A 26,256-nucleotide genomic window follows, 5' to 3' on the forward strand; every position below is an offset into this window, starting at 1 on the left:
GCCCCGGAATCCAGGAGTTCACATTGTCTTCGATTTTTCATCTACCGGACGTTGGGGAAGGCCTGACCGAGGCCGAGATCCTCTCATGGAAGGTTCGTCCCGGAAGCTCGATCCATGTCAACGACGTGCTCGTCGAGATCGAAACCGCAAAATCCGTCGTCGAGCTCCCCTCCCCGTTCGCCGGCACGGTTGAACGCATCATCGCCGAGGAAGGCGCAACCGTCGAAGTCGGCGCCCCGTTGATCGCCGTTTCGGCCACCGCTTCCGCCGACGAGACCGCCGAGGGCGGCTCTCCCGAAGGCGCTTCTGCGGAATCCGGTACGAGCGCCCCGCCCGCGCCCAACGAACCGAATTCCCAGGTTCCTGTCGCGGAAAAGGAAGCCGAGAGCTTCGCTGCGCAAGCGGCACCGACGACTCAAGCAGACGCCTCAACCACCGGGCCGGACGCGACCGGCGACGAGAGCTCACGGTCGACGTCGGTGCCATCCGAAGACCAAACCGCCGCGCTCGTAGGTTCGGGCCCCAAGGCAGATCCGGTCAAGAGACGGGCACGCAAACGCCCGATCGAGGGCGGGGCCGCACGTCAGGACAGGTTGGACCAGGTTGGCACGGCGGGAGAAGGAAATGAGCCGCCGGAGACTCTCCTGACTCAGCTCCTGCACCGCGCGCCTATCCAGGGCGGAAATCTCGGCACGGGAATTGCTGAGCGAGCGAAGCGCCTGGCGGAAGAAGGCCGTGGGGCTCTCAAACGATTGCCGGGTCGAGCCGTTGACCAGCCGATGGAACATGCCGCTGCGCACCGTACCGTCGGCACGGAGCCCCCGCGGCGGCCGGCCTTGGCCAAACCGCCTGTGCGAAAGGCCGCGAAAGATCTGGGCATCGACCTCGCCGACGTTCCCGCGACCGGATCCCAGGGCCAAGTCACACAACGCGACTTGGTCAATTACGCGGGCCACGCCCAGGATGTTGAAAGCCACAAACCATCCAACTTCTGGGTCCAACGCGGCGGCACCGAGGAACGCGTCGAACGCGTCCCTGTGAAGGGCGTACGCAAAGCAACCGCGAAAGCCATGGTCAAGTCCGCTTTCGAGGCTCCGCACGTTTCGATCTTCGTGGACGTGGACGCATCCCGGACCATGGAATTCGTCAAGCGTCTCAAAACGTCTCCCACTTTCGAGGGGGTGAAGGTCACGCCGTTGTTGATCCTGGCCAAGGCCGTCATCTGGGCCACCGCCAGGAATCCGCAGGTCAACTCCCAATGGACGGATTCGGAGATCTTGATCAAGCGGTACATCAATTTGGGTATCGCCGCGGCAACACCGCGAGGGCTGATGGTGCCGAACATTAAGGACGCCCAGGACCTCTCTCTGCGTGAATTGGCTGTGGCCCTGAACGCACTGACCCACAAAGCTCGGGAAGGAAAGACACAACCGGGGGAGATGTCCGGCGGGACGATGACTATCACCAACATCGGTGCGCTGGGAATCGATACCGGAACACCCATCATCAACCCGGGAGAGGCCGCGATCCTCGCCTTCGGAACAATCAAGCAGAAGCCTTGGGTCGTCGACGGTGAGGTCATCCCGCGTTGGGTCACCACATTGGGCGGGTCATTCGACCACCGCATCGTCGACGGCGACCTGTCGGCGCGATTCATGGCCGACGTCGCCGCCGTGCTCGAAGAGCCCGCGCTGTTGCTGGACATGTAAGCGGCTGGTCCCACGGAGCGAGCCATATAAAGACGCTCCCGCGTTGCTTCCTCGCCTTTCGGCATCGAAGCAACGCGGGAGCGTCTTCTGCGCTGGGTACCGGCTCGAGAGGGCGAGACGGCATAGCTCTTCATCGAGCCGTATACGCCGCGAAGATCAGCGTCCTTCGAAGCCCCAACGGTCTACCGCGCGGTGGAAGCGCGTGCCCCACAGTCCGCCCAGGATTGCCCCGATAAGACCCACGATGAGCGCGGAGACCGCCGCGGCCAGCCCCCATATGAAGTCCGAACCTCCGAGCGACTGAACCGAGCCGAGCGGCACGCTGTCTCCCATGCGATCCGCCAGAAACAGCGTCAGCACGGTCGTCACCGCGGTCCCCATGAGCTGCCAGAGCCACACGGCCACGCCCTGTTTGACCCCGGAGAATCGCCCCGCGCGGCCTGCGGCGTATCCACCGGCCACGTACGAGACGAAGAAGATCACACCGAACACGGCGCCCCATACCGCCCCGTTCCCGGAACCTTGGACGAGATTCTGCATCGAGTCCCCTACATGAGCGGGAACCCCTGTTCCGGCCGCACTCGGGGCAACAGCCCCGACGATCCAGGTCAGGAAACCGATGAGCGTCATTGCGACGAGCCACCCCAAGAGACCTGGGAGGAGCTGGAGCCGGCCGTATTCCGCTTTCTGGCGTCGCACCACCATTGCCCGCAGGTCAGCACCGGACGGCGCCTGTGTTTGGCCCGCGTAGCCCCCTGGCTGACCGGGACCTCCGGGCGGGACCGCCGTCGGCCGGGCTTGCGACGAGCCGGATCCGGGGTATTCCGCGGGCGTGAATTCCCGCGGACCGGATTGAGGCACGGATGCTTGATCGTCGTATTCGAGGCCGGACCTCCTCTGCGCGGTCGGCGACGTCGTTGCCTCCCCGTACGACGGGAGGGGTCGGGTGACGTTGGAGTCCTCAGCAGCCGAGGAACCCCATGAGCCGTGGTCCAGGATCTGTGTTCGCTGATCGTCGGTCGATAGGACTTCCGTCCGACCGCCGTCGAGTACCTCGGTACGGTCCTCGTCGATCTGCTGGCTCCGCTGGTCGGAGAGCACCTCCGTGGGGTCGCCGTCCAAGGGGATCGTACGGTTCGAATCGTTCAGGTCAGCGTCGGATTCGCCGCCCCGACCCTCGTCCCACGGTCCTTCGTTCCGGTTCCTCATACGAGTTCCTCTCGTGTTGTTGTTCGTGTGTCTCCAGGGCCATGCGATTCCGCGGCGACTTGTTCCCTGTACACGCGTGGAAAATTCCCGACGGCGTACTGTCCCGAACGCTCTTCGGGGTCTACGGTCTTGATGACTCGCGCGGGCGATCCGACGGCCACGGAAGACGGCGGAATGTCCTGAGTGACCACCGAACCTGCTCCCACCACAGAATCATGGCCCACGGTGACGCCAGCCAGGATGATTGCGCCGCCACCCAGCCAGACGTTGTCCTCGATCGTGATGGGCAGCCCGCCTTCCCACCCCCTCTTGCGGTCCACTGGGTTCAACGGATGTGTTGGGCACAGCAATTGGACGTTCGGGCCGATCTGCACGTCGTCGCCGATCCTGACCTCGCACACGTCCAGGACCGTGAGCCCGAAATTCGCGAAGAGCCGGTCGCCGATGTGAATGTTGTACCCGTAGTCGACCTGAAGCGGCGCTCGGATACGAACGTCGCGGCCCATGCTTCCGAGCAGTTCGCCCAAGAGGACGAGAGCGGCCGGATCCTCTTCCAGATCAAGCCGGTGATAGCGGTCCGTCATTCTCGCAGCTTCGGCGGACGTGCGATGGGTCGGGTGTGCATCGTTATTGGTCTCGTTCGCCGTCGTCTCACCCCGGTACGGGAGCCCGGAGTGCATGCGCTCGCGCATGGTCATGTCATCGTGACTTGTCTGAGGTGTGGTCATTCGACGGAACCTTTCCGTGACCGCTTCCGTGCGGCCTGGTGGGAAGAGCAAATTCAGGAGAACAGGGCGGCCAGTCCGATGATGACCAGTCCGACCAGGATCGCGATGCCGACCCCGATCAGCATCCTTTTGTTGATTTCCCTCATGACTGTTCGGACTTCTTCTTTTGACCATTGCGTATTGCGGCGTGCACTCATGGTGGACAGTATTCCAGGTGCAGAGGCCCTCATGGCAGAATCTCGTATATGCCAGAACCTCAGACTGACGCCTCAGGGCCCCTGACGAGTCGACGACCGTGGCTCAAGAATTACAATCCCGACACCGCAACCGAGCTTGATCTCCCGGAGACCTCACTGGTCCACGTGATGGAGAGATCCGTGCGAGCGGCAGGTTCCAAAACCGCCCTGGAGTTCTTCGGCGCGGCGACCAGTTACGCAACCCTCGGGGACCAGGTCAACCGGGTTGCGGAGGGGCTGCGTCTGCTGGGCGTCCAGCCGGGGGATCGTGTCGCCGTAATTCTGCCGAACTGCCCGCAGCACGTCGTCGCGTTCTACGCGATTCTGAGGGTGGGCGGGGTCGTGGTCGAGCACAATCCGCTGTACACCGAAGGCGAACTGAGGCACCAATTCGAGGACCACGGCGCCAAGATCGCGTTCGTGTGGGACAAGATCGCCGACAAAGTCACGCACCAGCCTGCGGACGTCCGCCCTCGAGAGATTGTTTCGGTCAACATGGTCGAGGCGATGCCGACGCACATGCGGCTGGCCCTGAAATTGCCGTTCAAAAAGGCCAAGGACTCCCGCGAAAAGCTCGAGGGGCCGGCCCCGGACACTACGCCGTGGCGCAAGATGATCAAGAACGAGCCGATCGCAGAAGACCATCATCGGCCGACCGCCCATGATACGGCTCTTCTGCTCTACACGTCAGGAACCTCGGGGGATCCCAAGGGCGTCATGCTGACGCACCGGAATCTGGAGTCGAATGCGCAAATGGGCCAGGAATGGATCGGGCTAGACGATGAGGAGGTCATCTATGGTCTGCTGCCGCTGTTCCATGCCTACGGAATGACTCTCGGCCTGGGGATCGCCGTCGCGGTCCAGGCGAAGCTCGTTCTGTTTCCAACCGTGGACCTCGACCTCGTCTTCGGTGCGATGAAGAAGTCCAAACCGACTATTCTCCCTGCTGTGCCACCCGTCTACCAGCGGATGCTGGACATGGCCAACGAACGGGGCACTGACCTCTCCGGTATCCGGTATTCCGTTTCCGGTGCGATGAACCTGCCGTCGCAGCTCGTGGCCGATTGGGAAGCCAAAACCGGCGGATATCTGGTCGAAGGGTACGGCCTGACCGAATGCGCGCCGTTGGTCGCCTGCAACCCGTTGAACGAATCACGCCGGGCGGGGTCCATCGGGACGCCGTTCCCCTCAACTGACATCCGTATTGTCGACCCCGAAACTTTCCAGGACGCCGAAGACGGGCAAGCTGGCGAGTTGTGGGTCAAAGGCCCTCAGATGTTCCGCGGATATTGGAAGAACGAGGAAGCAACGCGAGAGACCGTGACCACGGACGGCTGGCTGCGCACCGGTGACGTGGTGACCATGGATGACGACGGATTCCTCTTCGTCGTCGACCGGCTCAAGGAAGTCATCATCACCGGGGGATTCAATGTGTCTCCCTCCGAGGTCGAGACCGCTCTGAAAACGTTCGATACGGTCAAGGACGCTGCGGTCGTCGGAATTCCCGCCGAGGGAGGAGGAGAAGAAGTGGTGGCGGCTGTCATCATGGCTGCCGGTCACGCTCTCGATGCTGAGGCTCTGCGTCAACACTGCTACACCAAAGTCACCCGGTACAAAGTCCCTCGCCGCATCGTCGAGTTGGATGATTTCCCCCGTTCGATGCTCGGCAAGACGTTGCGCCGCGAGGTAAAAAAAGAGGTTCTGGAGAAGCTGTAGGCCTTGGTCCGCTATCAACCACGACGACGCCCGCCGTGCCTTCTCGAGAAGGCACGGCGGGCGTCGTCGTTGGGGGAGTCGAAACGGGCTATCGCCGCATGATCTTGCGAGCGAGCCAGTTTCCGAAAAGCTGAACGAACTGGACCATCACGATGATGATCAGCACGGAGGCCATGGTGATGTCCCAGTTGAAACGCTGGTAGCCCTTGGAAAGCGCGTAATCGCCCAGACCGCCGGCGCCAATGTAACCGGCCATTGCGGACATGTCGACGACACCGATGAGCAGGAACGTGTAACCGAGAACGAGCGGGCCTAGAGCCTCGGGAAGGATGACCGAGAACATGATGCGAGCCTTTGAGGCACCCATGGCCCGGGCTGCTTCGATCACACCCGGGTCGATCGACACCAAGTTCTGCTCCACGATCCGCGCGACGGCGAAGATCGCGGCGACGACCATGCCGAATACGGCGGCCTTCATCTCGATCGTGGTGCCGATAGTCGCGAGCATCACGGGCCCCAGCGCCACGAGAAGGATGATGAAAGGAATGGGGCGAACGAAGTTCACCACGAGGTTGAGGATCCAGTTGAGGGGCCGGTTCTGCAAGATATTCCCGCGACGGGTTGTGTACAGCAGCAAACCGATCAGGAATCCTCCGATGCCCGCGATCACCATGGTGATCGCGACCATTTGGATGGTTTCCAAGGTCGCCTGCAGCAGATCGGGGCGGACCTCGCTCCAGTCGGTCTTGGGCTTTGCCTCGATGGTGGCGGCGATGAGGGAGTGGGGATTCAGCGACATCAGGCGCGCACCTCCTGGACGAGTGTAACGAGTTTCAGCTGTTCAACGGCGGCATCGACCGCGGAGACCTCGCCCAGCAGTTCGAGGGTGAGTTTTCCGTAGGTTCGTCCCTGGAGGGTTTCCAAGCCGCCCTCGACGATGTTGAAGCGCACATTGCGATCGCCGAGCCGTGAGAGGACATCTCCCAATTCGGTCTGGTCCGTGACCTCGACGCTGACGAGATAGCCACGGTGGCGTTCCATCAACTCGCTGGCTCGGTCTCCGGAAGGGGTCGGTTTGACGGTCGTGGACACGAACCGTCGGGCGGGCGCGGTCTGAGGATTCGAAAAGACGTCGTAGACATTGCCTTCTTCTACGACTTTGCCTTTCTCCATCACCGCGACTCGGTCCGCGATCGAGGCGACCACGTCCATTTCGTGGGTGATCACGACGACGGTGATCCCCAGATCCTCATTGACCTTCTTCAGAAGTCCGAGAACTTCCTCTGTGGTTTCAGGATCCAGCGCAGACGTGGATTCGTCGGCGAGGAGGAGAGAGGGCTCGGTCGCCAGGGCGCGGGCAATGCCGACGCGCTGTTTCTGACCGCCCGAAAGCTGATCGGGATAGCTCTTGGCTTTCTCACCCAGCCCCACGAACTCCAGGAGCTCCTCGACCCGTTTCTTGCGACGGTCACTCGACCAGCCCGCTACTTTGAGCGGGAAATCGACGTTACCGGAAACGGTCTTGGAGTTCATGAGGTTGAACTGTTGGAAGATCATGCCGATATTGGTTCTGGCCTTGCGCAGGTCGGCCTCTTTGGCCCCTGAGATTGTCGTATTCTCTACCGTCAAGGTTCCCGATGTGGTGGCCTCGAGGCCGTTGATCAGGCGGACCAATGTGGACTTTCCGGCACCCGAATAGCCGATGATCGCGTAGATCTGTCCACGTTTGATCGTGAGCGAGACGTCGTCCACGGCTCTGACGGGGTTCTTCCCGGTTTTGAATACCTTGGAGACGTGATCGAGGACCACCATGTCCGAAGAGTGCGCCTCGGACACGGGACTCGTGTGCTCGGTCATGTGCATTCCCTTGCTTGTCGACTGTTGAGGGGTTCGATCGTTTCACACCGTGAGAGCGGACGACGCCGGCCGGCAGCTGAGCTGTCGGGCCGGCGTCGGTCACCGAGACGAGTGGTGAAACTCTGGTTTACTTCTTTTCCTTGTTCTCGTCCTCGAGCTTCTTCTGGACATCGCGCAACTTGTTGACGTCGGTGTCGACCACGACAGCGGTGTTCTTGGACGACTTCTGCTGGGCGTCCTGAACGGGCTTGCTGTGGTAGATATCCACGATCTTCTTGTACGTCTCGTTGTCCTCCTGGCCCTTCTGGGCGACGAACAGGTTGACGTACGGGAGGGCCGAATCCTGGGACGCGTCGTCCTGGAAGAGTGCATTCTTGGGATCGAGGTCTGCATCATCGAGGAAGTCGTTGTTGACCACGGAACCATCCACGGAGGACATCGAGGTCACGGTCTGGTTCGCTTCGACCGAGGTTACCGTCACCTTGGAGTTGTCCTTGTCAATGTCGTTTTCGGTCGGCTGGAGAGTATCGCTCTTGAGCTTCAGGAGATTGGCCGACTTCAGGACGTTGATCGCGCGAGCCTGATTGACCGCGTCGTTCGGGATTGCGATCTTTCCGCCCTCCGGAATCTCGTCGAGGGACTTGTGGTTCTTCGAGTAGAGACCCATCGGGAAGATCGCGGTGGGGCCGACGATCTGAAGATCGTCGTCGTTGTCGACGTTGTAATTGGCCAAGTAGGAGATGTGTTGGAACCAGTTCAGGTCAACCTGCCCCTGCGTCAGCTGCGGGTTCGCCTCGGTGTAGTTGTCGAGCTCTTTGTACTCGATGTCGATGTCCTGCTTGGCGGCCTCTTCCTTGAGGACGGTATTGACGTCCATTTCCTTGGCGATGGCGATCTTCACGACCGTCTTGCCGTCTTTGGTTTCGGGACCGCTGGGGGTGTCGTTGCCCCCGCATGCGGCAAGCCCAAGGGTTAGGGGAACAATCGCCAGGAGGGCGCCAAGTTTTTTCTTCACGGCTATGAATCTCTCTACTCGGTGCGGTGAGTTTTTGGGGTCGACGGAATAGCCCGGAGCCTCCGCGTCAGCCCTATTACAACACGCGCTCGCCCGATGACTTGAAGCGACGGAGATGTGTAGACGTGCCTTTCACGGGGCGTCATAATTCGAAATACTGGCGAGTGGCAGGTGAGGGGCCGCTGCCAAGGGTGCGCATTTTCCCGCCGGGAGGCCAAGTCGACCTTGTCCCGGAACGTTGCTCGTGTGCACATTTGTTCAGAACGGTTGTGCGAAGCGGCAATCGGCGCCTATGCTAACCGCATGCCTGTGGGGCGCCTCACGTTCGCCATTGTCACCGAATGAGGAGAAGGTCCCCTGGGCGGAGTTTGTCAACGGGGACGGACGTCGACCCCCAAGAAGGAGCACCTTATGTCTTCCACTGGCGATAGCTCGGTACCGCTGCAAGTCGAGGGTCACTACCTCGACCGAATAGGCATTCCCTCGGTCCTCAAATGGGGCTTCCTAGGGGTTCTGCTGTTCATGACCGGTATCGGCGTCGAGTCCAATATCCTCACCCCCTACCTCGTGGAGGTTCTGGGCAGTCCCGAGAGTGCCGTTGCGGGCATCATCGCCTCGTATTCGCTGGCCGTGCTCGTCGGCAGCTATCTTTCCGGCGCTCTGTCCGACCTGATCGGCCCCAAGCGCGTGATGCTCATCGGCTTCATCGTGTGGGCTGTCTTTCAGGCCGGCTTCCTTCTGGCGGCCGCCAGTGGGGTCTTTTGGCTGGTAGCGGTTACCTACTTCCTCCGCGGATTCGGCATGCCTCTGTTCACCTTCTCCTTCTTGGTGTGGGTCAACATCACGGCGCTGAAGTCCAAGGCCGGAACCGCCGTCGGGTGGTTCTACGTGATGTTCACGGGTGGTCTGCCCACCCTCGGTTCACTGGTGGCCATCGGTGCCATCCCCGTCTTCGGCGGCGGCGTGATCGGTGAAGCGGGTGCCATCATTTTCTCGTGCGTGCTGAATGTCGTGGGCTTCCTGCTCGTGTGGTTCGGTTGCCATGACTCCAAGGGTAAGAAGCGGATCGCGCCCGAAGGGGAAAGCGCTTCACAGGTTCTTTTCTCGGGCCTGCGTCTGACCTTCACCAACGCCAAGGTTCTGCAGGGCTTCCTGGTGCGCCTGATCAATACCGCGCCGGAATTCGGCATGTTCATCATCATGCCGGCCGTGATCACTACGTCCCTCGGCTGGGGCCAGTCGCGTTGGTTGGCGATGACGGTGTGCGTGTATGCCGGCAACATTTTGTTCAACGCTTTCTTCGGCAACCTCGGTGACCGGCTCGGATGGGTCACGACGGTCCGTTGGTTCGGCGTATTCGCCTCGGCGGTTTCCCTCTTGGCCTGGTGGTATGTGCCGCATATGGTGCCGGCGGGTTCCACTTGGGGGTATGTCCTCTCGGTGATCGCCGGCGTGTGCTACGGCATCTTCCTGGCCGGGTTCGTGCCGATGGGCGCGATCATGCCCGCCAACGCACCGTTGCACCGGGGCGCGGCCATGGCCATGTACACCACGGCAGCCGGTGGTGCCACGTTCCTCGGCACGGCCGTCGTCGCCATCGTCCTGAACGTGACCGGTGCCCTGGGAATGAGCACTTTCGCGCAGAACTCCAGCGTGATCTGGGTGTTCGTGGCCCTGTACGCTTGCGCTTTCGTTATGGTCGGCAACTTGAGGACGGAACAGGACGATCCCGAGCATCGTCGCAAGATCAAGGAAGCAGACACGGAGGCTCTTGCGATCCAGGAGGCTCGCGAGGGCGGCAATTCCAATGTGACGATCCAGCAGCCGGGGGACCGCACTTAGTTCTTCTCCCGCTTCACGACGACGCCCCCGCCGCGACCTTTCGGTCGTTGCGGGGGCGTCGTCGTTTCCGGCTGTCTGCCGCAGGTTCAGCCTCAGTCGCCCGAAGCCAGGTTCGGCTGGCCGATGTTGTCCGCCGCATCCGGACGGGTCGTTGCGGAAGCTTGAACTGAAGCTCTTTCGAGAGCAACGCTGTTCGGGAGTGGGCCGACCGCTGAGTGATGCGTCGATCGTCGCCACGTCATGCATACTCCCCTAGGTGGAATCGGATGGGTTGATGATCGAGCGGCAGGTCTGACCGTCATGCCGTCAGAGTGCACGAATCCTGGAACGCCCCTAGGGGTCTCTATTTGTGCGAGGAGGCTCCCTCTTTGGCTTTCGCCAACTCTCGCTCCTCATGCTCGCGGGTGGCGTCGCTGGCCTTCCGGACCTCGGTGGGCAATGTCCCGACGAACTGCTCGTGCTCTTTGATGAACTGCTCGGAGTAGCCAAGATCCCTGAGCTCTTCGGAGGTTGGCAAGTAGGCCTCCCGTTGAGTATTGGGGCATAGTCCTGCGTCTCGGCGTCGGGAATCCCGGCACTGACCTGGTCGATCGGAAACTTTGAGGAACCTCCCAACTTTGGATGAGCGGGTGGGGTGATTTCGTGGAACTTGCCAGACCCTGGCGATGCTTTCGTCGCGGTGGGGTGAGCTCTCGCCTGAGCCGTTCTCGGATTTTGTCGCCGATTTCGTGCCCGTGTCGCTCCGTCAGTGAGTGTGGCGGGACGGCTCCGGCCCCAGCTCCCGTGGGTGGGGCGGCCCCGCCCCCTCGCCGTCAGCTTCAACGCCGGTACGCACCTTGGGATGGAATGCGGCCTGGCTGATGGTCGCGTAAACGACCAAGGGGCCACTGCCCACCCGAGAGCGGTGCCCACGACTGACCAGGGGACAGGCGTCTCCGAAGGGTCGAAGGCCGCACTCGCTATGACGCATAGCGTACATATGTGCATGGCTGCTTCTCCGTTGAGCAGCTGTGTCCCTATTCGTAGAGGTCGTCGTGCCGCATGGGTGTTTTGCGTGGTGCGGCGGTCGTTGAGAAGTAGTCGCCACCCCACAGGGCCGTGCCGGCACAGGCCGGCAAGAGGGCAAAGGATTGGCATCCTTTGCGTGGTGATCATGACGATCAATGCGGTGAGCATCATGAGGAGGGCAATAATCCGGACGGTGGTGCTCATGTCTTCGCATCCCCGTGGTTGCGGGCGTCTTCCCTGGTGGTTCCAGGTAGGAAAAAGATGGGTCTACTTACTGCCCTAGGGGTTCGCAGCGTGGTGGCAAGGTGCCGGCCGACCTGTGGGCCCTCAGCTTCGCAGCGCCCGCAGGATGTGCGTTGCGGTGGCCTCGTCCGTGACCAGCCGGCGGAAGTACTTCATCGATGCCGCGGTCACGATGGACCAACACTTTTCCTCACCCACGGCCACCGCGGTCGAGAAGGGGATGGCGGCTAGGTCCTTCGTGGGAATGCGGACGGTTCGCTCGGAGCCGGGAAAAGTGAGTTCTCGGCCTTCCCTGTTGAAGAAGTGCAGACAGACGTCGCCGATCGAATCGGGCAAGCTGTCCTTCGGGATCGCGGAAGACAGCGAGGTTCGGCCCGTCGTCGGGGAGCCGATGCCGACGAGAGCTCCCTTCGCAGAGCTCCAGAGCCGCCGGACCTCCGCGAAGGACTCATCCTTTTGTAAGGCTTGATAAATGCTTTTGGACGGGATCGCGCTCGCGAAGAGGGGTGAATGGGTGCTTCCCGTGCTCTGCGCGAGCATGCGAACGATCTCGTTGGTCTGGTGCCAGGCCTCCGGTTCGGAGACACCGCCAACGGAGGGGACCAACTTGACCCCATCGAGCCGGGAAAGCCGCATTTGGGCTATGCCGTAGAGCGCCATTCCGGATGAGATGACGAGCGCGTCGCCCGGTGCGAGGTGCATGGCATCGAGCGCCCGTTGCACCGGCGGGAGCATTCCCTGGCCCATGGTTGAAGGTTGCATGCCCCGGGCGAGGTAAACCTCTTCGAGATGCAGGGCGGAGCGGAGCCTCTCGGCCAGGTCGGAGCGACCTTCGGCGTCCGGATGGACTATTCGGATCTGCACCATGCCAATCGTCCGGGCATGCGTCAGCATGCGACTGACGGTCGGCCGCGAGACCTTGAAAGCCTCCGCGATGGCGGATTGGCCTTTTTCTTCCTCGTAGTACATGCGCGCAACCGCGTAGAGGCGATCGACGTCGTACAAGTCCTTGAGGTTCTTCTTGTCGTCCATGAAGTACTCGCTCGTAGTGCTATAGGTTTCGCTACATCGTAACCCCGATCACTCATGATGTGAACATATGTGCTTGACATATGTGCTCGGGTCTTCAAGAATGTGTGGTGCGTGACATACGCGTGCGACACAAAGGAGTGACCATGAGCACCACCGCTCTACCGACCGAGATGCGAGCAGTCGTTTGCAACAAGCCCGAGGACTACACCCTGGAGACCCGACCGGTACCGCAACTCGGTACCGATGACTTGATCATCAAGGTCGAGGCAGTGGGAGTATGTGCTTCCGATCTGAAGTGCTACCACGGGGCCGTGAAGTTCTGGGGCGACGAGAACCGTCCGCAGTGGGCCCAGGAAGACATCATCCCCGGTCATGAGATCACCGGAACCGTGGTCTCCGGAACGGACCAGGCATTCAACTACCACGGAGTCCATGAAGGCGACCGGATCGTCGTCGAGCAGATCGTTCCGTGCGAGGAGTGCCGTTTCTGTCTCCGCGGCGAGTACTGGATGTGCGGACCGCATGACATGTTCGGTTTCCGCAACTTCAACGGTGGAATGGCCGAGTACATGCTCGTCCCCAAACGCGCCCGGGTTCACAAGATTTCCAGAGACGTCAAGCCGCAGCACGCCGCATTCGCCGAACCCCTTGCCTGCTCGCTCCACGCCGTCGAGCGCGCGAACATCAAGTTCGAGGACGTCGTCGTTGTTGCCGGCGCCGGCCCCATCGGATTGGGCGCGATCATGGGCGTCCGCGAGAAGAATCCTCTCAAGATCATTTCCCTGGACATGGACGACGCCAAGCTCGCGCTCGCGAAGAAGTGCGGCGCGGACATGACCATCAACATCGCCGACGAAGACGCGGTTGCAAAGATCAAGGAGATGACCGACGGATACGGTGCGGATGTCTACATCGAGTGCACGGGTCATCCCTCGGCCGTCGGGCAGGGGCTCAACCTCCTCCGCAAGCTCGGAACTTACGTCGAGTACTCGGTCTTCGGTCAGGACGTGTCCGTGGACTGGTCCATCATTTCGGACGACAAAGAGCTCAGCGTTCTGGGTGCTCACCTCGGCCCGTACACGTGGCCCAAGGCCATCAGCCTCATCGAATCCGGCAAATTGCCACTCGATGAAGTCTGCACGCACCAGTTCCCTTTGGAGAAGTTCCAGGAGGCCCTGGACAGCGTCGCCGATTCGGCAGGCTCGTCCATCAAGGTCTCGATCCTTCCCCAGCCGTAATCAGCCATAGTGCGGGCCGGAGCATCCCGGCCCGCATGAAGCGGCCCGACGCCAGGGCCACCCGCACACCTGACAACCGGGTCAGCGGCTCGCGCCTCACCCGGAGATCACCAGGAGGAGACCGCTCCCATGACCAAGCTCTACAACGATCCCGCCGAGTTCTCCGATGAGCAGCTCGAAGGATTCGTCGATTTGTATTCGGACCGGCTGGCTCAGGTCCCCGGCGGAGTGATTTCTCTGCCTCCGAAAACTCCCCAGGTCGCGGTGATCGTCGGCGGTGGTTCCGGGCACTATCCGGCCTTCGCCGGCCTCGTGGGTCCCGGCTTCGCCTCCGGGGCAGTGGTCGGCAACATTTTCACCTCACCGTCTGCTGCCCACGTGTATTCGGTGGCCAAAGCGGCTGACCAGGGCAAGGGCGTCGTGTTGACGTTCGGCAATTACGCGGGCGACAACATGAACTTCGGTATTGCCGCAAAAATGCTGCGCGCCGAGGGGATCGACACCCGGGTTGTGGTGGTCAAGGACGACATCGCTTCCGACCCTGAGTTCGATAACCGTCGAGGAATCGCTGGCGATTTCACGGTATTCAAGGCGATGGGCGCGGCCGCTGCGGCGGGCAAAAGCCTGGACGAGGTCGAGCGGCTCGGAAATCTGACCAACCGACGGACGCGCACACTGGGTGTGGCATTCTCCGGGTGCACGATGCCGGGCGCCAAAACACCGCTGTTCGAGGTCAAGACGGGACAAATGGGCGTAGGTCTCGGGATTCACGGTGAACCCGGGATACGCGACGACGTCCGGCCCTCGGCGGCCGAGCTCGGTCGACTTCTGGTCCGCACCGTGCTCAAGGATGCACCCGAGAATCCCGGCGGCCGCATCGGCGTGATCGTCAACGGACTCGGGACCACCAAGTACGAGGAGCTCTTCCTTCTCTACCGCACGATCGCTCCGCTGCTGCGCGAAGCAGGATACGAGATCGTGGACCCCGAAGTCGGAGAGCTGGTCACGAGCCTCGACATGGGCGGAGTCTCCCTGACCGTCCTGTGGCTCGACGACGAGTTGGAGCCTCTCTGGACCGCTGACGCCTACGCAGCTGCGTACCGCAAGCAGTCGGCACCGTTGGAGACCATCGAGGAGACCTACGAGGGCAAGACTTCCGCGCTCGACGAGGAGTCTCTCATCGAAGCCAGCCCGGCAGCGCTTGAGATCTCCGAGCGCGTCCGCAAGGCGGTAGCCTCGGTTGCAGAACTGATGCACGACCAGGAGACGTACCTCGGCGAAATCGATTCCTACGCCGGCGACGGTGACCACGGGCGTGGCATGGTCAAAGGCAGCGACGCCGCGCTGGCCACCGTCAACGCAGCGCCCGAGAAGGCCGGCCCTGCGTCGCTCATCAAAGCCGCGGGGCGCTCTTGGGCCATGCAGGCCGGCGGAACATCGGGTGTCCTCTGGGGCGCCTCGCTCGAAGCGGCCGCGAATACGATCGACGACGCCGCCGAGAGCTTCACGGGCGAAGACCTGGTGAGGGCCGTCCGCACTTTCGCCGATTCCATGGTCACCCTGGGCGGCGCCAAAGTTGGGGACAAGACCCTGCTGGATGCCCTCCTACCTTTCGCGGATACGCTCGAGTCGCAGGAAGGCGACCTCCGCGAGGTCTGGGGCAAGGCGACAGAGGCGGCCAAGGACAGCGCCGAGAAGACCGCTGAACTCCGGCCCCAAAAAGGACGTGCCCGTCCGCTGGCCGAAAAATCGGTCGGCCATCCGGATCCCGGAGCGGTCTCGATGGCCATGATCCTCGAGCTTCTCGGCAAGAGCCTCTAGCCACAGTCCCCCAGTATCGAGGGCGAGCTGTCGGGAAGGCCGCTCGCCACGGAAAGGCCGCAATCATGGTCAAACTCAAGAATTCCACCCTCCAGGAGATCGATCGGACCGCTCAGTCCCACCTCTCCGAAGGCAGTACCTTCCGTATTCCGGCCTATGACCGGAGCGAATTGAGCGTCGGCGTCGTGCACTTCGGCGTCGGAGGCTTCCACCGCGCTCATCAGGCACGGTACCTGGACGAGCTGTTCACCCAGGGCGAGGCCAAGGATTTTGGCATCTGCGGCATGGGCGTTCTGCCCAATGACAAATTCATGCGCGATACCTTGGCCGAGCAGGACTATCTCTACACTCTGGTCGCGCGATTCCCGGACGGCCACGAGGACACTCGGGTGATCGGATCGATCATCGACTACGTATGGGCGCCGGACGACCCCGCCGGGGCGGTCGAATACTTGGCCCAGGAAAGTATCAAGATCGTTTCGCTGACCGTGACTGAGGGCGGATACAACTTCAATCAGGTCACGCACGCCTACGACCTCGAAAACCCGTTGGTCGCCGCAGACCTGGCCGACCCCGAGCATCCGCGTACGGTATTCGGCCTGGTCACGCAGGCTCTGAAGCTGCGCCGGGAGCGTGGCGTCACGCCGTTTACCGTCCGTAGCTGTGACAACATCCAGGCCAACGGCGATATGGCCAAGAACGTTTTCACGGCGCACGCGAGGGCTTTGGACCCCGAGCTTGCAGGGTGGATCGAGGAGCACGTGAGCTTCCCGAATTCCATGGTCGACCGCATCACACCGGCCACGACCGACGAAGACCGGAAGTACGTTCAGGACGCCTTCGGATACGAGGACGGGTGGCCGGTGGTTACCGAGGACTTCATCCAGTGGGTCATGGAGGACGACTTCGTCAACGGCCGACCGCCGTATGAGGACGTCGAAGTGCAGATGGTCGACGACGTCGAACCGTATGAGAAGCTCAAGCTTCGGATGCTGAATTCATCGCACCAGGGACTGTGCTATTTCGCGCACCTGGCCGGTTACCACAAGGTCGATGAAGCCGTTTCGAATCCGCTGATTGCGGATTTCCTCATGGCCTACATGATGAGGGAAGCGAAACCCACACTCGATCCGTTGGAAGGTATCGACGTCGACGAGTACGCCCGTACCCTGATCAGTCGTTTCACGAATAAGTACGTCAAGGACACGGTTCCGCGCTTGTGCGCCGAATCTTCGGATCGTATTCCCAAATGGCTGATCCCGGTGGTCCAGGATAATCTGCGAGATGGCGGGGATGTACGTCTCTCGGCAGCCATCGTGGCCAGTTGGGCCCGTTACGCCGAAGGGATCGACGAGCAAGGACACCCCATCAAGATCGTGGACAACGCTGAGGACAAAGTCCGGGCTGCGGCGCAGGCTCAGAAGGACGACGAACTCGCATTCTTGCGGGACAAGGATTTCTTCGGTGATTTGGCGGAGCAATCGCGATTCACGGACGAATACGTCAAGGTTCTTCGTTCATTGCATGAGGTGGGCAGCCTGAAGACGTTGGAGAAGCTCCTGGCCGATTGATATACCGTGGCATTGCGGGTCCCCGGCGGGTATCTATGTACCTGCCGGGGACTTTCAATGCCACACCTTGTTGTGAAGGAGCGTTCTGCATGAGTACTTACGTCTTGGGCGTGGATTCCTCCACCCAGTCCTGCAAGGCCGTTCTGGCCGATGCCGCGACCGGTGAGGTCGTCGACGAACGGCGCGCGAGCCACCCGGAGGGCACCGAAGTTGACCCCACCGCCTGGGGCAGTGCTCTCGAGGAGGTCACCGAGGAGCTTCTGCCTCGTGCATCGGCCGTCGCGATCGGCGGCCAGCAGCACGGCATGGTTCTGCTCGACGACGCCGGAGAGGTCATCCGCCCCGCACTCTTGTGGAATGACACCCGTTCGGCTCCGCAGGCCGAAGAGTTGGTTGCGTGGCTCGGAGGGCCGAACGAGGCCGCGCGTCGCACCGGCAGCGTGCCCGTGGCCTCCTATACCGCGACCAAGGTCCTATGGGTCCGCGAGAATGAACCGGAAAATGCCGAACGCATCGATCGGATTGCTCTGCCCCACGACTACTTGACCTGGATTCTCAACGAATCCGATGAGCTCTGGACCGACCACGGCGAGGCTTCCGGGACCTCGTACTACGATCCTTCCTCTCGCGAATGGCTGCCTGATGTCGCCGCGTGGGTCGCCGGGCATGACGTCAGCCTGCCGCGCCTGGCCGAGCCGCAGCAATCCGTGGGCAAGACGTCCTCGGGAGCGCTGATCGGCCCGGGTACGGGGGACAACGCCGCCGCGGCGCTGGGGCTCGGCATGAAACCGGGCGATGTCAGCATCTCGATCGGTACTTCCGGGGTCGTGGCCGTGGTCAGCGATGCGCCGTCGCATGATGCCTCGGGGTCGATCTCGGGATTCGCGGACGCGTCCGGTCGTTACCTGCCGCTGGCCACCACACTGAACGGCGCACAGGTCTTCGACAGGGCCGCGGACCTGCTGGGTGTCGGCCACGAAGAGCTCTCGGCCCTGGCCCTGGCCGCGGAGCCGGGCGCTGCGGGAGCTGTCTTCGTCCCGTACTTCGCGGGGGAGAGGACTCCGAACCTGCCGGAAGCTCGTGCACAATTCCTCGAACTCGGCTCGGACTTCACTCGTCAGAACATGGCCCGCGCAATGATGGAGGGCTTGGCCTGCTCGATGGCCGAGTGCCTCAAGAAAGTGCAGAAACAGACGGGAACCGAACCCCAACGCGTACTGCTGATCGGCGGCGGGGCCAAGTCCGAGGCTTTCCAGAAGATCCTCGCCGGCGTGATCGGGCGCCCCATTCTGTTGCCCGAGTCCCGCGAATTCGTGGCGCTGGGGGCTGCCCGCCAGGCTGCTTGGGTTCTTTCCGGCGAGACCGAGCCCCCGGTGTGGGAGGCCGCGAATACCGAGGAAGTGACCGCGGATCCTACGCCCGAGGTGTACGAGCGGTACATCGAGTTCCGCAATCGCCTCTACCCTGACGCGAAGTAGGCCGTCAGGGTAGAGGCCCGAATAAGGCCAGCCTCCGAGGGATCTCCGCGGTGGAAGGTCCCCCAGCAGGTCATACGCTCGTGTAGCCACCGTCGATGATCATATTGGATCCGGTCACCATTGCGGCGTCGTCGGAGGCAAGATAGCCGACCATCGCGGCGACCTCTCCGGGCAGTGCGAACCGGCCCGCCGGGATCTGCTCCTTGGCCCGCTCGCCCTTTTCCCCTGCCCAAGCTTTTTTGCCCAACGGCGTCTCGACAATCGTCGGGGAGACCGCATTGACCGTGACACCACGGGGCGCCCACTCGAGTGAGAGAACGCGGGTCAATCCCACGATTCCCGCTTTGGACGCACAATAGGCCGCGTGCTGGTCCAGCCCGACGACTGCCCCCTGCGAGGCGAGATTGACGATGCGCCCGTAGCCCGCTTCAGTCATGACGCGCCCGGCCGCTTGGGCCATGTAGAACGAGCCGTTCAGGTTGATGTCGATGGTCTTCTTCCAATCCTCGGCGGCGAGATCCGTTGCTGGATTGAGAAAGACCACGCCAGCGGAATTGACCAGGATGTGCGGTGTGCCGAGCCGCTCGACGACGCCGTCGACCACACGGACCGCTTCCTGCGGATCCGAAAGATCGGCGCGGAACCCCGCGTGGCCTTCACCCGGGAGGGAGGCCAGGGCGGCGTCGAGTGCGGGCGAGACATCCACGCCGGCTATACACGCGCCTTTTTCGGCCAGGTGCTCGGCGATGGCCGCGCCGATACCGCTCGCGGCTCCCGTCACGATCGCGATCTTGCCGGCAAAAGATTTCTCGGTCATTTCTACTCCTTGGGTTATTTGTCGGTCGGCGGGTCGGATACGCGGGCTTGCCCGCTGCCCAGCCCGGCCAAGTGATGCTGAATCTGCGCAGTCGCCTCGTACAGGCTGCGATAGTCCTCGTACAGGGCGTCATAGACGGGAATTTCGTGTGGCTCAATGACTTTTTCGACGGGGTTCCAATCGTCGAGATTCGCCACGACACCGAGCGTCTGGGCGGCCATGAAGGCGTCGCCGTATGCCGCCCCCACGGTGTATCGATGGATGCGTTGAGGCCGCCCTGTGACGTCAGAGACGATCTGCGGCCAGAGGTCAGATCCGACCCCGCCGCCTGCGCAGGTAATGGATTCGATGCTCGCGCCTGCTTTCTCCATAACCTCGATATTGTGTCGGACGGCGAAGGCCGTGGCCTCGAGGAGAGACCGGTACACATGCCCGCGGCCGTGCTCGACGGTGAGCCCGATCATCACGCCTCGCGCGTCGGGGTCCTGGATGGGTGTACGCTCTCCCGCGAAGTACGGCAATGTCAGAAGGCCCTCCGCCCCTGGACTGACCTGCTCGGCGGCCTCGATGAGCCGCGCGTAGTCTTGGACTCCGGAAATGTTCCGAAACCACTGGGTGAGCGCCCCCGACGTGGCCAATCCGCCCGCGAGGTTGCGGGTACCTCGTCGAGTTCCGGTCGTTCCCCACATGGCCGAGTGGCGGAGGCGCTCACGGGAATTGGCTATGAGGAAGAGCGTGGTTCCATACATCAGGAACAGCTCGCCGTCGTCGGTGGCTCCAACCGATTCCTGCTCTGACCAAGCGTCGATACTGCCGAAAATCACCGGGATGCCCTCTTCGAGTTCGGGCAAATCCTCGACGAGGCGCGTCCGAGAGCAAATATCGTTGCTCCAGCCGAGCCGGGGCATTTCCACGCCGGCGGCGAAGCGTTCGGACATCTCGGTGTCCCATTCCTGGGTTTCAGGGTCATACAGGGGCGTGCATTGGCTCGCGGAGTGACGATCCAGAACGTATTCGCCCGTCAGATGCTGGATGATCCAACTGGACGGCATGTAGAAGCGGACACCCTCGGCAAATGCTTCCGGGTATCTCTTAGCGAACCACAAGAGTTTGGGGCCGCCCGCCTGGGACGTGAGCTGGGAATCGAAATGCTTGAGGATTTCCAGTTGTCCGAGCTCCGCGGCGATTTCCTCAATCTCTTCCCGTGCCCGGTAGTCCACCCCGTAGAGGGCAGCCGGAGCGATCGGCGCGTCACCGGTCGCGACGCCGATGCATGGGCCCATCCCGGAGACGCCGATGCCTCGGACCTGCACAGGGTTGCTACGGAGGAGATCCGCGTAGAGTTCCCGGAATTCACTCCACCAGATGTTCATGTCCATTTGGACGGCGCCGTTGGGCAATCGTTCGACCTCGTGCTCAAGCGTTCGTGAGTCGAGGACATCGCCCTCGGGAGAGACCAGAACCGCCTTGGTACTGGATGTGCCGACGTCAAGACCGAAGAACGCAGAAGCTGCCATGTACTCCATATTGGTACAGATCACATCGCAGGGCCATTCAGGCGACGGTTTGTATCGCTATCCGTTTCCCTTGATCCAATCGGAATCGTAAAGATCCCGGCTTTGGCCGCTGTCTTTGGCACGACGGCGTTCGGCATAGTCCGTCTCGCGGAGAATTGCGTCGTCGTGATCGGGCGTGCTCCACAGGCCCAGAGCAATGAGGCCGGCGGACAGGCTCGCTAGGAGGAGAAACAGGAACCCCAACTCGGACCACATCACGACGTGATTGCGCACGAGAACAGTGTCGGAGCCCTCCATCCAACGAGGGACCATGTAGCTGACCACGAAGAATGCGGCGCTGAGAACGACCATGATCACAGGGGCCCAGAACCATCGGCTCACGTAGCGCGTGGGTTTGCGGCCCTCTTGGTCTCGGAAGGCCGGTGCCAGACGCCAGCGCACGGACACAAGCCCCGCGATGCCTACCGATAACGGGGCGATCCCCACAAACGCCCAGCGAGGATGCGAGGCCGCAACGAGCCCGAAGATCATGAGAATGCCGAGCATGCAGCTGGCGAAGGAGAGTCCACCGGCCATTCGCCGGTACGCGGTGGCGCGGGCTCGGAGGCTTTGGAGCCCCCGTGGCTCGGACTGTTCGTCGGTTGAGGAAAGCATTGAGCCAGTCCACTCGGACTCAGGGATTCTGATGCCGTAGGTGGGAGCCTCGTATTCGCCTTCCGGGCCGTTTGTGGCATCTCGGGTGCTGCTCATGACCGGAACCTCCCTTCGACCGTCTGTGACATTCCAGAACGTCGTGGACATCCTGTCTTTCCATGGTAGGCCGGTTGACGGTGGGTTGTAACCCGGTGGCCGGTACCCGGTAGAGAACTCGATTTTCAGGATCGACTCAGCTCGGGTGCACCAAAAATTCAGAAGGGTTGGTTAGCCTGACAAGGCAACACCCGGCGATTCGAGGAAGTGCGAGCCTCGAATCGCCGGGTGTTGCCTTGTTAAACGGCGATCCGAGTATGCCGGGTCCGTCCTAGCCCGAAGTTCCCAGCCAGGTACGCATGCGCTCACGGAAGTCGGGGTCTTCGAAGCTCGACGTCGCAAAGTGCGCTGGGGGAGCAGCGGTGACGTCCTCGGCGAGGGCGACAACCCGGGTCCCGGCCGCAACGGCCGCCGCGGCGCCTGGGCCGGAATCTTCGAATGTCAGTGCGCGCTCGCACGAGCCCTGGAGCTCCTTCACTGCCTTCACGTACATATCTGGTTCAGGTTTGCCGTAAGGCACGTCGTCGCAGGAAACCCATGTTCCCAGGAAACGCTTGAACCCCGTGGTCTCCAGCTTGGCGTCGAGAATTGCTCGTGTGGAATTGGAGGCGACTCCGACGGGCAGCACCTCGGAACACTCGCGGACTAGCTCCATTGCCCCCGGAATGAGATCGACTCCCTGTTCGATGCGTTGAACGTCCAAGTCGGACAGCAGTGACAGGATCTCCGATCCGCGACCTTCGATCTCCGCCTGCTGCGCAGTGTCGGGCAGCTCTTCACGGGCTAGGGCCTCGGCGATCGTCGAGGCGGGCAGGGCAGTCAGTTTGTCGGCGAGGATTTGGGGGCTGTCCAGTCCGAGGTCGTGGCTGACCCGGGCTATGGTCGCAACCCATGATTTTTCGGTGTCCATGAGGACTCCGTCGCAATCGAAAACCACGGCGGTCGGAGTCCAGTCGGTGGGGAAAGTGGATCGGCTCAAGGGGGCGGATCGGCGAGTGAAAGTCATACCTTCATCCTTCCAGGATGAAGCCCTCCGTGCGAGCGGAGGTTGTCAAGGCTATCCGTCAGCAACCGGATGCCGGCATCTCGGCGGATATACCCTTTTCGTCATAATTACCTATGCTAATTATGCCCGGGCCATAGTATGATGAGGCTTGCCTTAGATCATCGGCGAATTGGCGCCTGACTAAGCATCCTCATCGATACTTGAACCCTCGTGGTTCGGACCCATTTGGGGGCGATTCGAGCCCCAGCTTCATAGGAGATAAAACACATTATGGTTTCCATTTCTCGTGGCACCTTCCTGAAGGCGGCCGCCGCTTCGGCTGCCGCGCTCGCTCTTGCTGGTTGCTCGACGGGTTCCAACGACAACAAGGATTCTTCGTCCGCCGGAGGGTCGTCCTCCGCCGATGCCGACGCCTTCCCCGTAACCCTTGAGTCGTCGTTCGGTGAAACCACAATCGAATCCGAGCCCAAGAAAATTGTCGGCCTTGGATGGATCAACGCCGAGATCGTGCTCGCCCTGGGTGTAGTGCCGATCGGGTCGGGTTATGTGGGTTGGGGCGAGAACGACAACCACTCGACCGACTGGTTCGACGACAAGGTCAAGGAGCTCGGCGGAGAGCTGCCCACTCGCTTCTCGGAAACCGATGGGACCAATTTCGAGGAGATCGCCAAGCTCTCACCGGATCTCATCGTGGCCGCGGTCGGCAGCATGGACCAGGAGACCTTCGACAAGCTCAAGGAAATCGCTCCCGTGGTTGTCTACAGCAAGGACCACAAGGACGGCTGGATGGTCCCGTGGCAGGACTCGACCCGCACCATCGGGAAGGCGCTGGGGCGAAGCTCCGCCGCCGAAGACGTGGTCAAGAAGGTCGAATCCAAGTTGAGCGACGAGGCCGGCAAATACGGACAGCTCAAGGACGCGACCTTCGTGGCATCCAATCTTTCCGTGTCCGAGGCACAGCCTACGATCAGCGTCTACACGGAAGGCGATGGTCGCGTGAACTTCCTGCAGACCCTCGGCATGAAGATGTCCGATGCCGCCAAGTCCGTCAAGGCGGAGACTTTCTACGGCACCTGGTCCAATGAGCGCGCATCAGAGCTGAGCTCGGACATGCTGTACTCGTGGGTCGATTCGGCCGAAAGCATCGAAAAGATCAAGTCCAATGATGTCCTCAAGCAAATTCCCGCAGTGGCCAAGGATGCGGCTGTTCTGGATTACGACAAGAAGCAGGGCCTCGGCATGGGCAATACCCCGTTGGGTATCGAATGGCTCCTGGACGAGACCGATTTCGTCAAGCAGATCGCCGACGCCGTGACGAACGGCAAGAAGTAGTTCGAATCGTTGATGTCCACAGCAGTCGAACCCGTTCGACACAGTACGCCGGCCAAACAGCGGTCCCGCAGGGGCGCGGTCCTGGTCGGCGTACTCGCCCTTTTTGTCATAGCACTCCTGGGATCCCTGTTCATCGGCTCCAAGCCGGTCAATCCGGTCTCCGCGCTTGACGCTCTCCTCGATCCCAGCGCGGGCTCCCCGGAATCCGTCATCATGTCCGGTCGTCTCAGCCGGACCGTCATCGGAGTCGTGATCGGCGCCGTCCTCGCGACCGCCGGCGCCGCGATGCAGGGTGTCACCCGCAACCCACTGGGCGATCCTGCGATTCTCGGTATCAATTCCGGGGCTACATGCTTCGTCGTTCTCGGAATCGCCCTCGTGGGCGCTTCAGGTGCCGCGGCCTACGCGGTGTGGGCGCTGGTCGGTGCCGCTTTCGCGGCAGTCCTGGTGTATGCCATCGCAAGCATGGGTCGGGAAGGGGCGACGCCGATCAAGCTGGCCTTGGTGGGCGCGGCCTTCAGTGCGGGCGCGATGTCCGTGACGAACGCCTTGATCCTGCAAGGACAGGAAACCCTGGACGAATTCCGTCACTGGCAGATCGGTTCCCTCTCCCGGGCGACCTACGGTGATCTGCTGACGATTCTGCCCTTGATCGCGCTCGGCCTCGTGCTGACCGTGGGCCTTGCCTCCTCGATCAACAACTTTGCTTTGGGCGACGACATGGCGAAGTCCTTGGGCGAGAAAGTCGCCCTCAAGAGATTCGTCATCTTCGTGGGAATCACTGCCTTGTGCGGAAGTGCGGTTGCCCTCGCCGGGCCGATTGCGTTCCTCGGCCTCATGATTCCGCATGCTCTGCGTGCGGTGATCGGCCCCGATTACCGGTGGATCATGCCCTTGAGCTTGTTCGCCGGCCCCGTCGTCCTGCTGTGGGCCGACGTCGTCGGGCGAGTCCTTCTGCCGCCCACGGAAATCGAGGTCGGCGTGACCATGGCGATCGTCGGGGTCCCGATATTCATCTACCTCATTCGTTCACGGAAGGCGGTCAACCTATGAGCGTCACCGTCAAAGACCGGACCGAGAGGAAGTCGGAAGAAACCCTGGCCTACGACGTGGCTACGATGCGACGCCGCAGAGCCGCGCGACCTGTCGTGGCAGTCGTCGCTCTCGCCGTGGCCCTGATGTGCGCGATCGCGGCCCGGGTCCTCCTCGGTACCTACACCGTCACAATTCCTGACTTCTTCTCGATTCTTTCCGGCAAGACCATTCCGGGTGCTGCCGGTGCGAAGTTCATCGTTCTGCAAGACAAGCTTCCCCACGCAATTCTGGGGACCTTCGCGGGGCTCGCCTTCGGCTCCGCCGGAGCAATCTTCCAACTGCTCCTCCGCAACCCTCTGGCCAGCCCGGACATTATCGGGGTCAATTCTTCCGCAAGCCTCGGGGCTATCGTCGCGGTTTCCTTGTTCGGCGCGGCCGGAACCGGGATGGCCGTGGGCGGTCTGATCGGCGCCGTGGTGTGCGTGGTCGTGATCTTCAGCCTGTCCATCGGGCGGGAAGGGATGGTCGGCAACCGCTTCATCCTGATCGGCCTCGGCATATCAGTCCTCGCGGTGGCCCTGGCCAATTACCTGCTATCTCGCGTGAACATCTACAAAGCTGCGGATGCCGCAATCTGGCTGACCGGCTCGCTCGGGTCCGCTAATTGGCAGCGAATCTCGATGCTTGGCGTCGTGCTGATGATCGTGCTGCCCCTGATCGCAATCTTCTCCAAGAACCTTCATTCCCTGGAGGTGGGAGACGAACTGGCCTCGGGGCTCGGCGTTCCCGTGACCATGACCAGGTGGCTCTACGTGGCTTTGGCCGTTGCGTTGGTGGCCTTCGCGGTCGCCATGACGGGGCCGATCACCTTCGTCGCATTCGTGTCCGGGCCGATTGCCCGCAAATGCGTGGGCGGCAGACACTCCGTGACTGCTTCCGCGATCATCGGCGCGACCATCGTTGTCCTGGCCGACTTCGTCGCGGCAAATCTGATTCCGGGCGGTCGGCTCCCCGTCGGCGTCGTGACCGGCATCGTGGGTGCGCCCATTCTGCTGTGGCTGGTCGCCGCAGCCCAGAAAGAGAGGTCCTGATCCTT

The 26,256-nt window shown here is 62.0% G+C and carries 22 protein-coding genes; 10 read left to right on the top strand and 12 right to left on the bottom strand.

All coding sequences use genetic code 11. From position 1 onward, the window contains the following. Positions 1-23 precede the first annotated feature (23 nt). Positions 24-1,709 carry a dihydrolipoamide acetyltransferase family protein gene (locus EWV35_RS00505; RefSeq protein ID WP_129657193.1) on the top strand — a complete coding sequence of 562 codons (1,686 nt, stop codon included), beginning with the start codon at positions 24-26 and terminating at the stop codon, positions 1,707-1,709. Between the two features lie 156 nt (positions 1,710-1,865). Here the strand turns inward: EWV35_RS00505 and EWV35_RS00510 are convergent, their stop codons facing one another. From EWV35_RS00510 to EWV35_RS13105, 3 genes are read right to left on the bottom strand one after another with little or no spacing between them, the layout of a single operon-like run. Beyond that, entirely contained in the window at positions 1,866-2,918 is a 1,053-nt protein-coding gene (locus tag EWV35_RS00510) for a hypothetical protein (protein WP_129657195.1), read from the bottom strand. Next, complete coding sequence (locus EWV35_RS00515; protein WP_129657197.1) at positions 2,915-3,646, bottom strand: sugar O-acetyltransferase; 732 nt, start codon at positions 3,644-3,646, stop codon at positions 2,915-2,917. Before EWV35_RS00515 ends, EWV35_RS00510 begins: the two co-directional genes overlap by 4 nt. 53 nt (positions 3,647-3,699) lie before the next feature. Further along, positions 3,700-3,843 carry a hypothetical protein gene (locus EWV35_RS13105; protein WP_165168256.1) on the bottom strand — a complete coding sequence of 48 codons (144 nt, stop codon included), beginning with the start codon at positions 3,841-3,843 and terminating at the stop codon, positions 3,700-3,702. A gap of 48 nt (positions 3,844-3,891) precedes the next feature. On the opposite strand from EWV35_RS13105, the gene EWV35_RS00520 reads away from it, so the two are divergent. Next, on the top strand, positions 3,892-5,598 hold the full coding sequence (locus tag EWV35_RS00520; RefSeq protein WP_129657199.1) for a long-chain-fatty-acid--CoA ligase: 1,707 nt from the start codon (positions 3,892-3,894) through the stop codon (positions 5,596-5,598). Positions 5,599-5,686: 88 nt separating this feature from the next. Here EWV35_RS00520 and EWV35_RS00525 read toward each other — a convergent pair whose 3' ends face one another. From EWV35_RS00525 to EWV35_RS00535, 3 genes are all read right to left on the bottom strand, one after another. Continuing rightward, entirely contained in the window at positions 5,687-6,397 is a 711-nt protein-coding gene (locus EWV35_RS00525; RefSeq protein WP_129657202.1) for a methionine ABC transporter permease, read from the bottom strand. Further along, on the bottom strand, positions 6,397-7,455 hold the full coding sequence (locus EWV35_RS00530; protein ID WP_394342424.1) for a methionine ABC transporter ATP-binding protein: 1,059 nt from the start codon (positions 7,453-7,455) through the stop codon (positions 6,397-6,399). The genes EWV35_RS00525 and EWV35_RS00530 overlap by 1 nt, the downstream gene beginning before the upstream one ends. Positions 7,456-7,582: 127 nt before the next feature. After that, a complete protein-coding gene (locus EWV35_RS00535; RefSeq protein WP_129657204.1) occupies positions 7,583-8,470 on the bottom strand; it encodes a MetQ/NlpA family ABC transporter substrate-binding protein in 888 nt (295 codons plus the stop codon). 411 nt (positions 8,471-8,881) lie between these two features. On the opposite strand from EWV35_RS00535, the gene EWV35_RS00540 reads away from it, so the two are divergent. After that, positions 8,882-10,312 (top strand): RbtT/DalT/CsbX family MFS transporter, encoded by a 1,431-nt coding sequence (locus tag EWV35_RS00540; protein WP_129657206.1) that lies wholly within the window; start codon positions 8,882-8,884, stop codon positions 10,310-10,312. Between the two features lie 343 nt (positions 10,313-10,655). On the opposite strand, the gene EWV35_RS13110 is transcribed toward EWV35_RS00540, so the two are convergent. Further along, entirely contained in the window at positions 10,656-10,829 is a 174-nt protein-coding gene (locus EWV35_RS13110; protein WP_165168258.1) for a hypothetical protein, read from the bottom strand. An 818-nt stretch (positions 10,830-11,647) separates the two neighbouring features. After that, positions 11,648-12,595 (bottom strand): sugar-binding transcriptional regulator, encoded by a 948-nt coding sequence (locus tag EWV35_RS00545; RefSeq protein ID WP_129657208.1) that lies wholly within the window; start codon positions 12,593-12,595, stop codon positions 11,648-11,650. Positions 12,596-12,738: 143 nt separating this feature from the next. Here EWV35_RS00545 and EWV35_RS00550 point away from each other — a divergent pair, with 143 nt between their 5' ends. From EWV35_RS00550 to xylB, 4 genes are all read left to right on the top strand, one after another. After that, positions 12,739-13,833 (top strand): zinc-binding dehydrogenase, encoded by a 1,095-nt coding sequence (locus EWV35_RS00550; RefSeq protein WP_129657210.1) that lies wholly within the window; start codon positions 12,739-12,741, stop codon positions 13,831-13,833. Between the two features lie 129 nt (positions 13,834-13,962). Continuing rightward, the gene (locus EWV35_RS00555; protein ID WP_129657212.1) at positions 13,963-15,654 is read left to right on the top strand and encodes a dihydroxyacetone kinase family protein; all 1,692 of its coding nucleotides are present in this window, start codon (positions 13,963-13,965) and stop codon (positions 15,652-15,654) included. Between the two features lie 65 nt (positions 15,655-15,719). Then, entirely contained in the window at positions 15,720-17,225 is a 1,506-nt protein-coding gene (locus EWV35_RS00560; protein ID WP_129657214.1) for a mannitol dehydrogenase family protein, read from the top strand. Positions 17,226-17,314: 89 nt separating this feature from the next. Beyond that, a complete protein-coding gene (gene xylB, locus EWV35_RS00565) occupies positions 17,315-18,703 on the top strand; it encodes a xylulokinase (RefSeq protein ID WP_129657216.1) in 1,389 nt (462 codons plus the stop codon). A gap of 70 nt (positions 18,704-18,773) precedes the next feature. On the opposite strand, the gene EWV35_RS00570 is transcribed toward xylB, so the two are convergent. From EWV35_RS00570 to EWV35_RS00585, 4 genes are all read right to left on the bottom strand, one after another. Beyond that, positions 18,774-19,520, bottom strand: a complete 747-nt coding sequence (locus EWV35_RS00570; RefSeq protein ID WP_129657218.1) for a GolD/DthD family dehydrogenase — start codon at positions 19,518-19,520, stop codon at positions 18,774-18,776. A gap of 14 nt (positions 19,521-19,534) precedes the next feature. Further along, positions 19,535-21,037: an FGGY-family carbohydrate kinase gene (locus tag EWV35_RS00575; RefSeq protein WP_129657220.1), complete on the bottom strand. Its 1,503-nt coding sequence runs from the start codon at positions 21,035-21,037 to the stop codon at positions 19,535-19,537. 57 nt (positions 21,038-21,094) lie between these two features. Then, the gene (locus tag EWV35_RS00580) at positions 21,095-21,787 is read right to left on the bottom strand and encodes an MFS transporter (protein WP_129657222.1); all 693 of its coding nucleotides are present in this window, start codon (positions 21,785-21,787) and stop codon (positions 21,095-21,097) included. Between the two features lie 271 nt (positions 21,788-22,058). After that, a complete protein-coding gene (locus EWV35_RS00585; RefSeq protein ID WP_129657224.1) occupies positions 22,059-22,793 on the bottom strand; it encodes an HAD family hydrolase in 735 nt (244 codons plus the stop codon). A gap of 270 nt (positions 22,794-23,063) precedes the next feature. On the opposite strand from EWV35_RS00585, the gene EWV35_RS00590 reads away from it, so the two are divergent. Genes EWV35_RS00590 through EWV35_RS00600 form a run of 3 tightly spaced genes read left to right on the top strand, consistent with a single transcriptional unit; the run spans position 23,064 to position 26,251 of the window. Further along, positions 23,064-24,125 (top strand): ABC transporter substrate-binding protein, encoded by a 1,062-nt coding sequence (locus EWV35_RS00590; RefSeq protein WP_129657226.1) that lies wholly within the window; start codon positions 23,064-23,066, stop codon positions 24,123-24,125. 12 nt (positions 24,126-24,137) lie between these two features. Continuing rightward, on the top strand, positions 24,138-25,178 hold the full coding sequence (locus EWV35_RS00595) for a FecCD family ABC transporter permease (protein ID WP_129657228.1): 1,041 nt from the start codon (positions 24,138-24,140) through the stop codon (positions 25,176-25,178). Continuing rightward, entirely contained in the window at positions 25,175-26,251 is a 1,077-nt protein-coding gene (locus EWV35_RS00600; protein ID WP_238653978.1) for a FecCD family ABC transporter permease, read from the top strand. The genes EWV35_RS00595 and EWV35_RS00600 overlap by 4 nt, the downstream gene beginning before the upstream one ends. Positions 26,252-26,256: the final 5 nt, after the last annotated feature.

It is taken from the genome of Rothia uropygialis (assembly GCF_004137765.1).
GTDB lineage: Bacteria > Actinomycetota > Actinomycetes > Actinomycetales > Micrococcaceae > Rothia.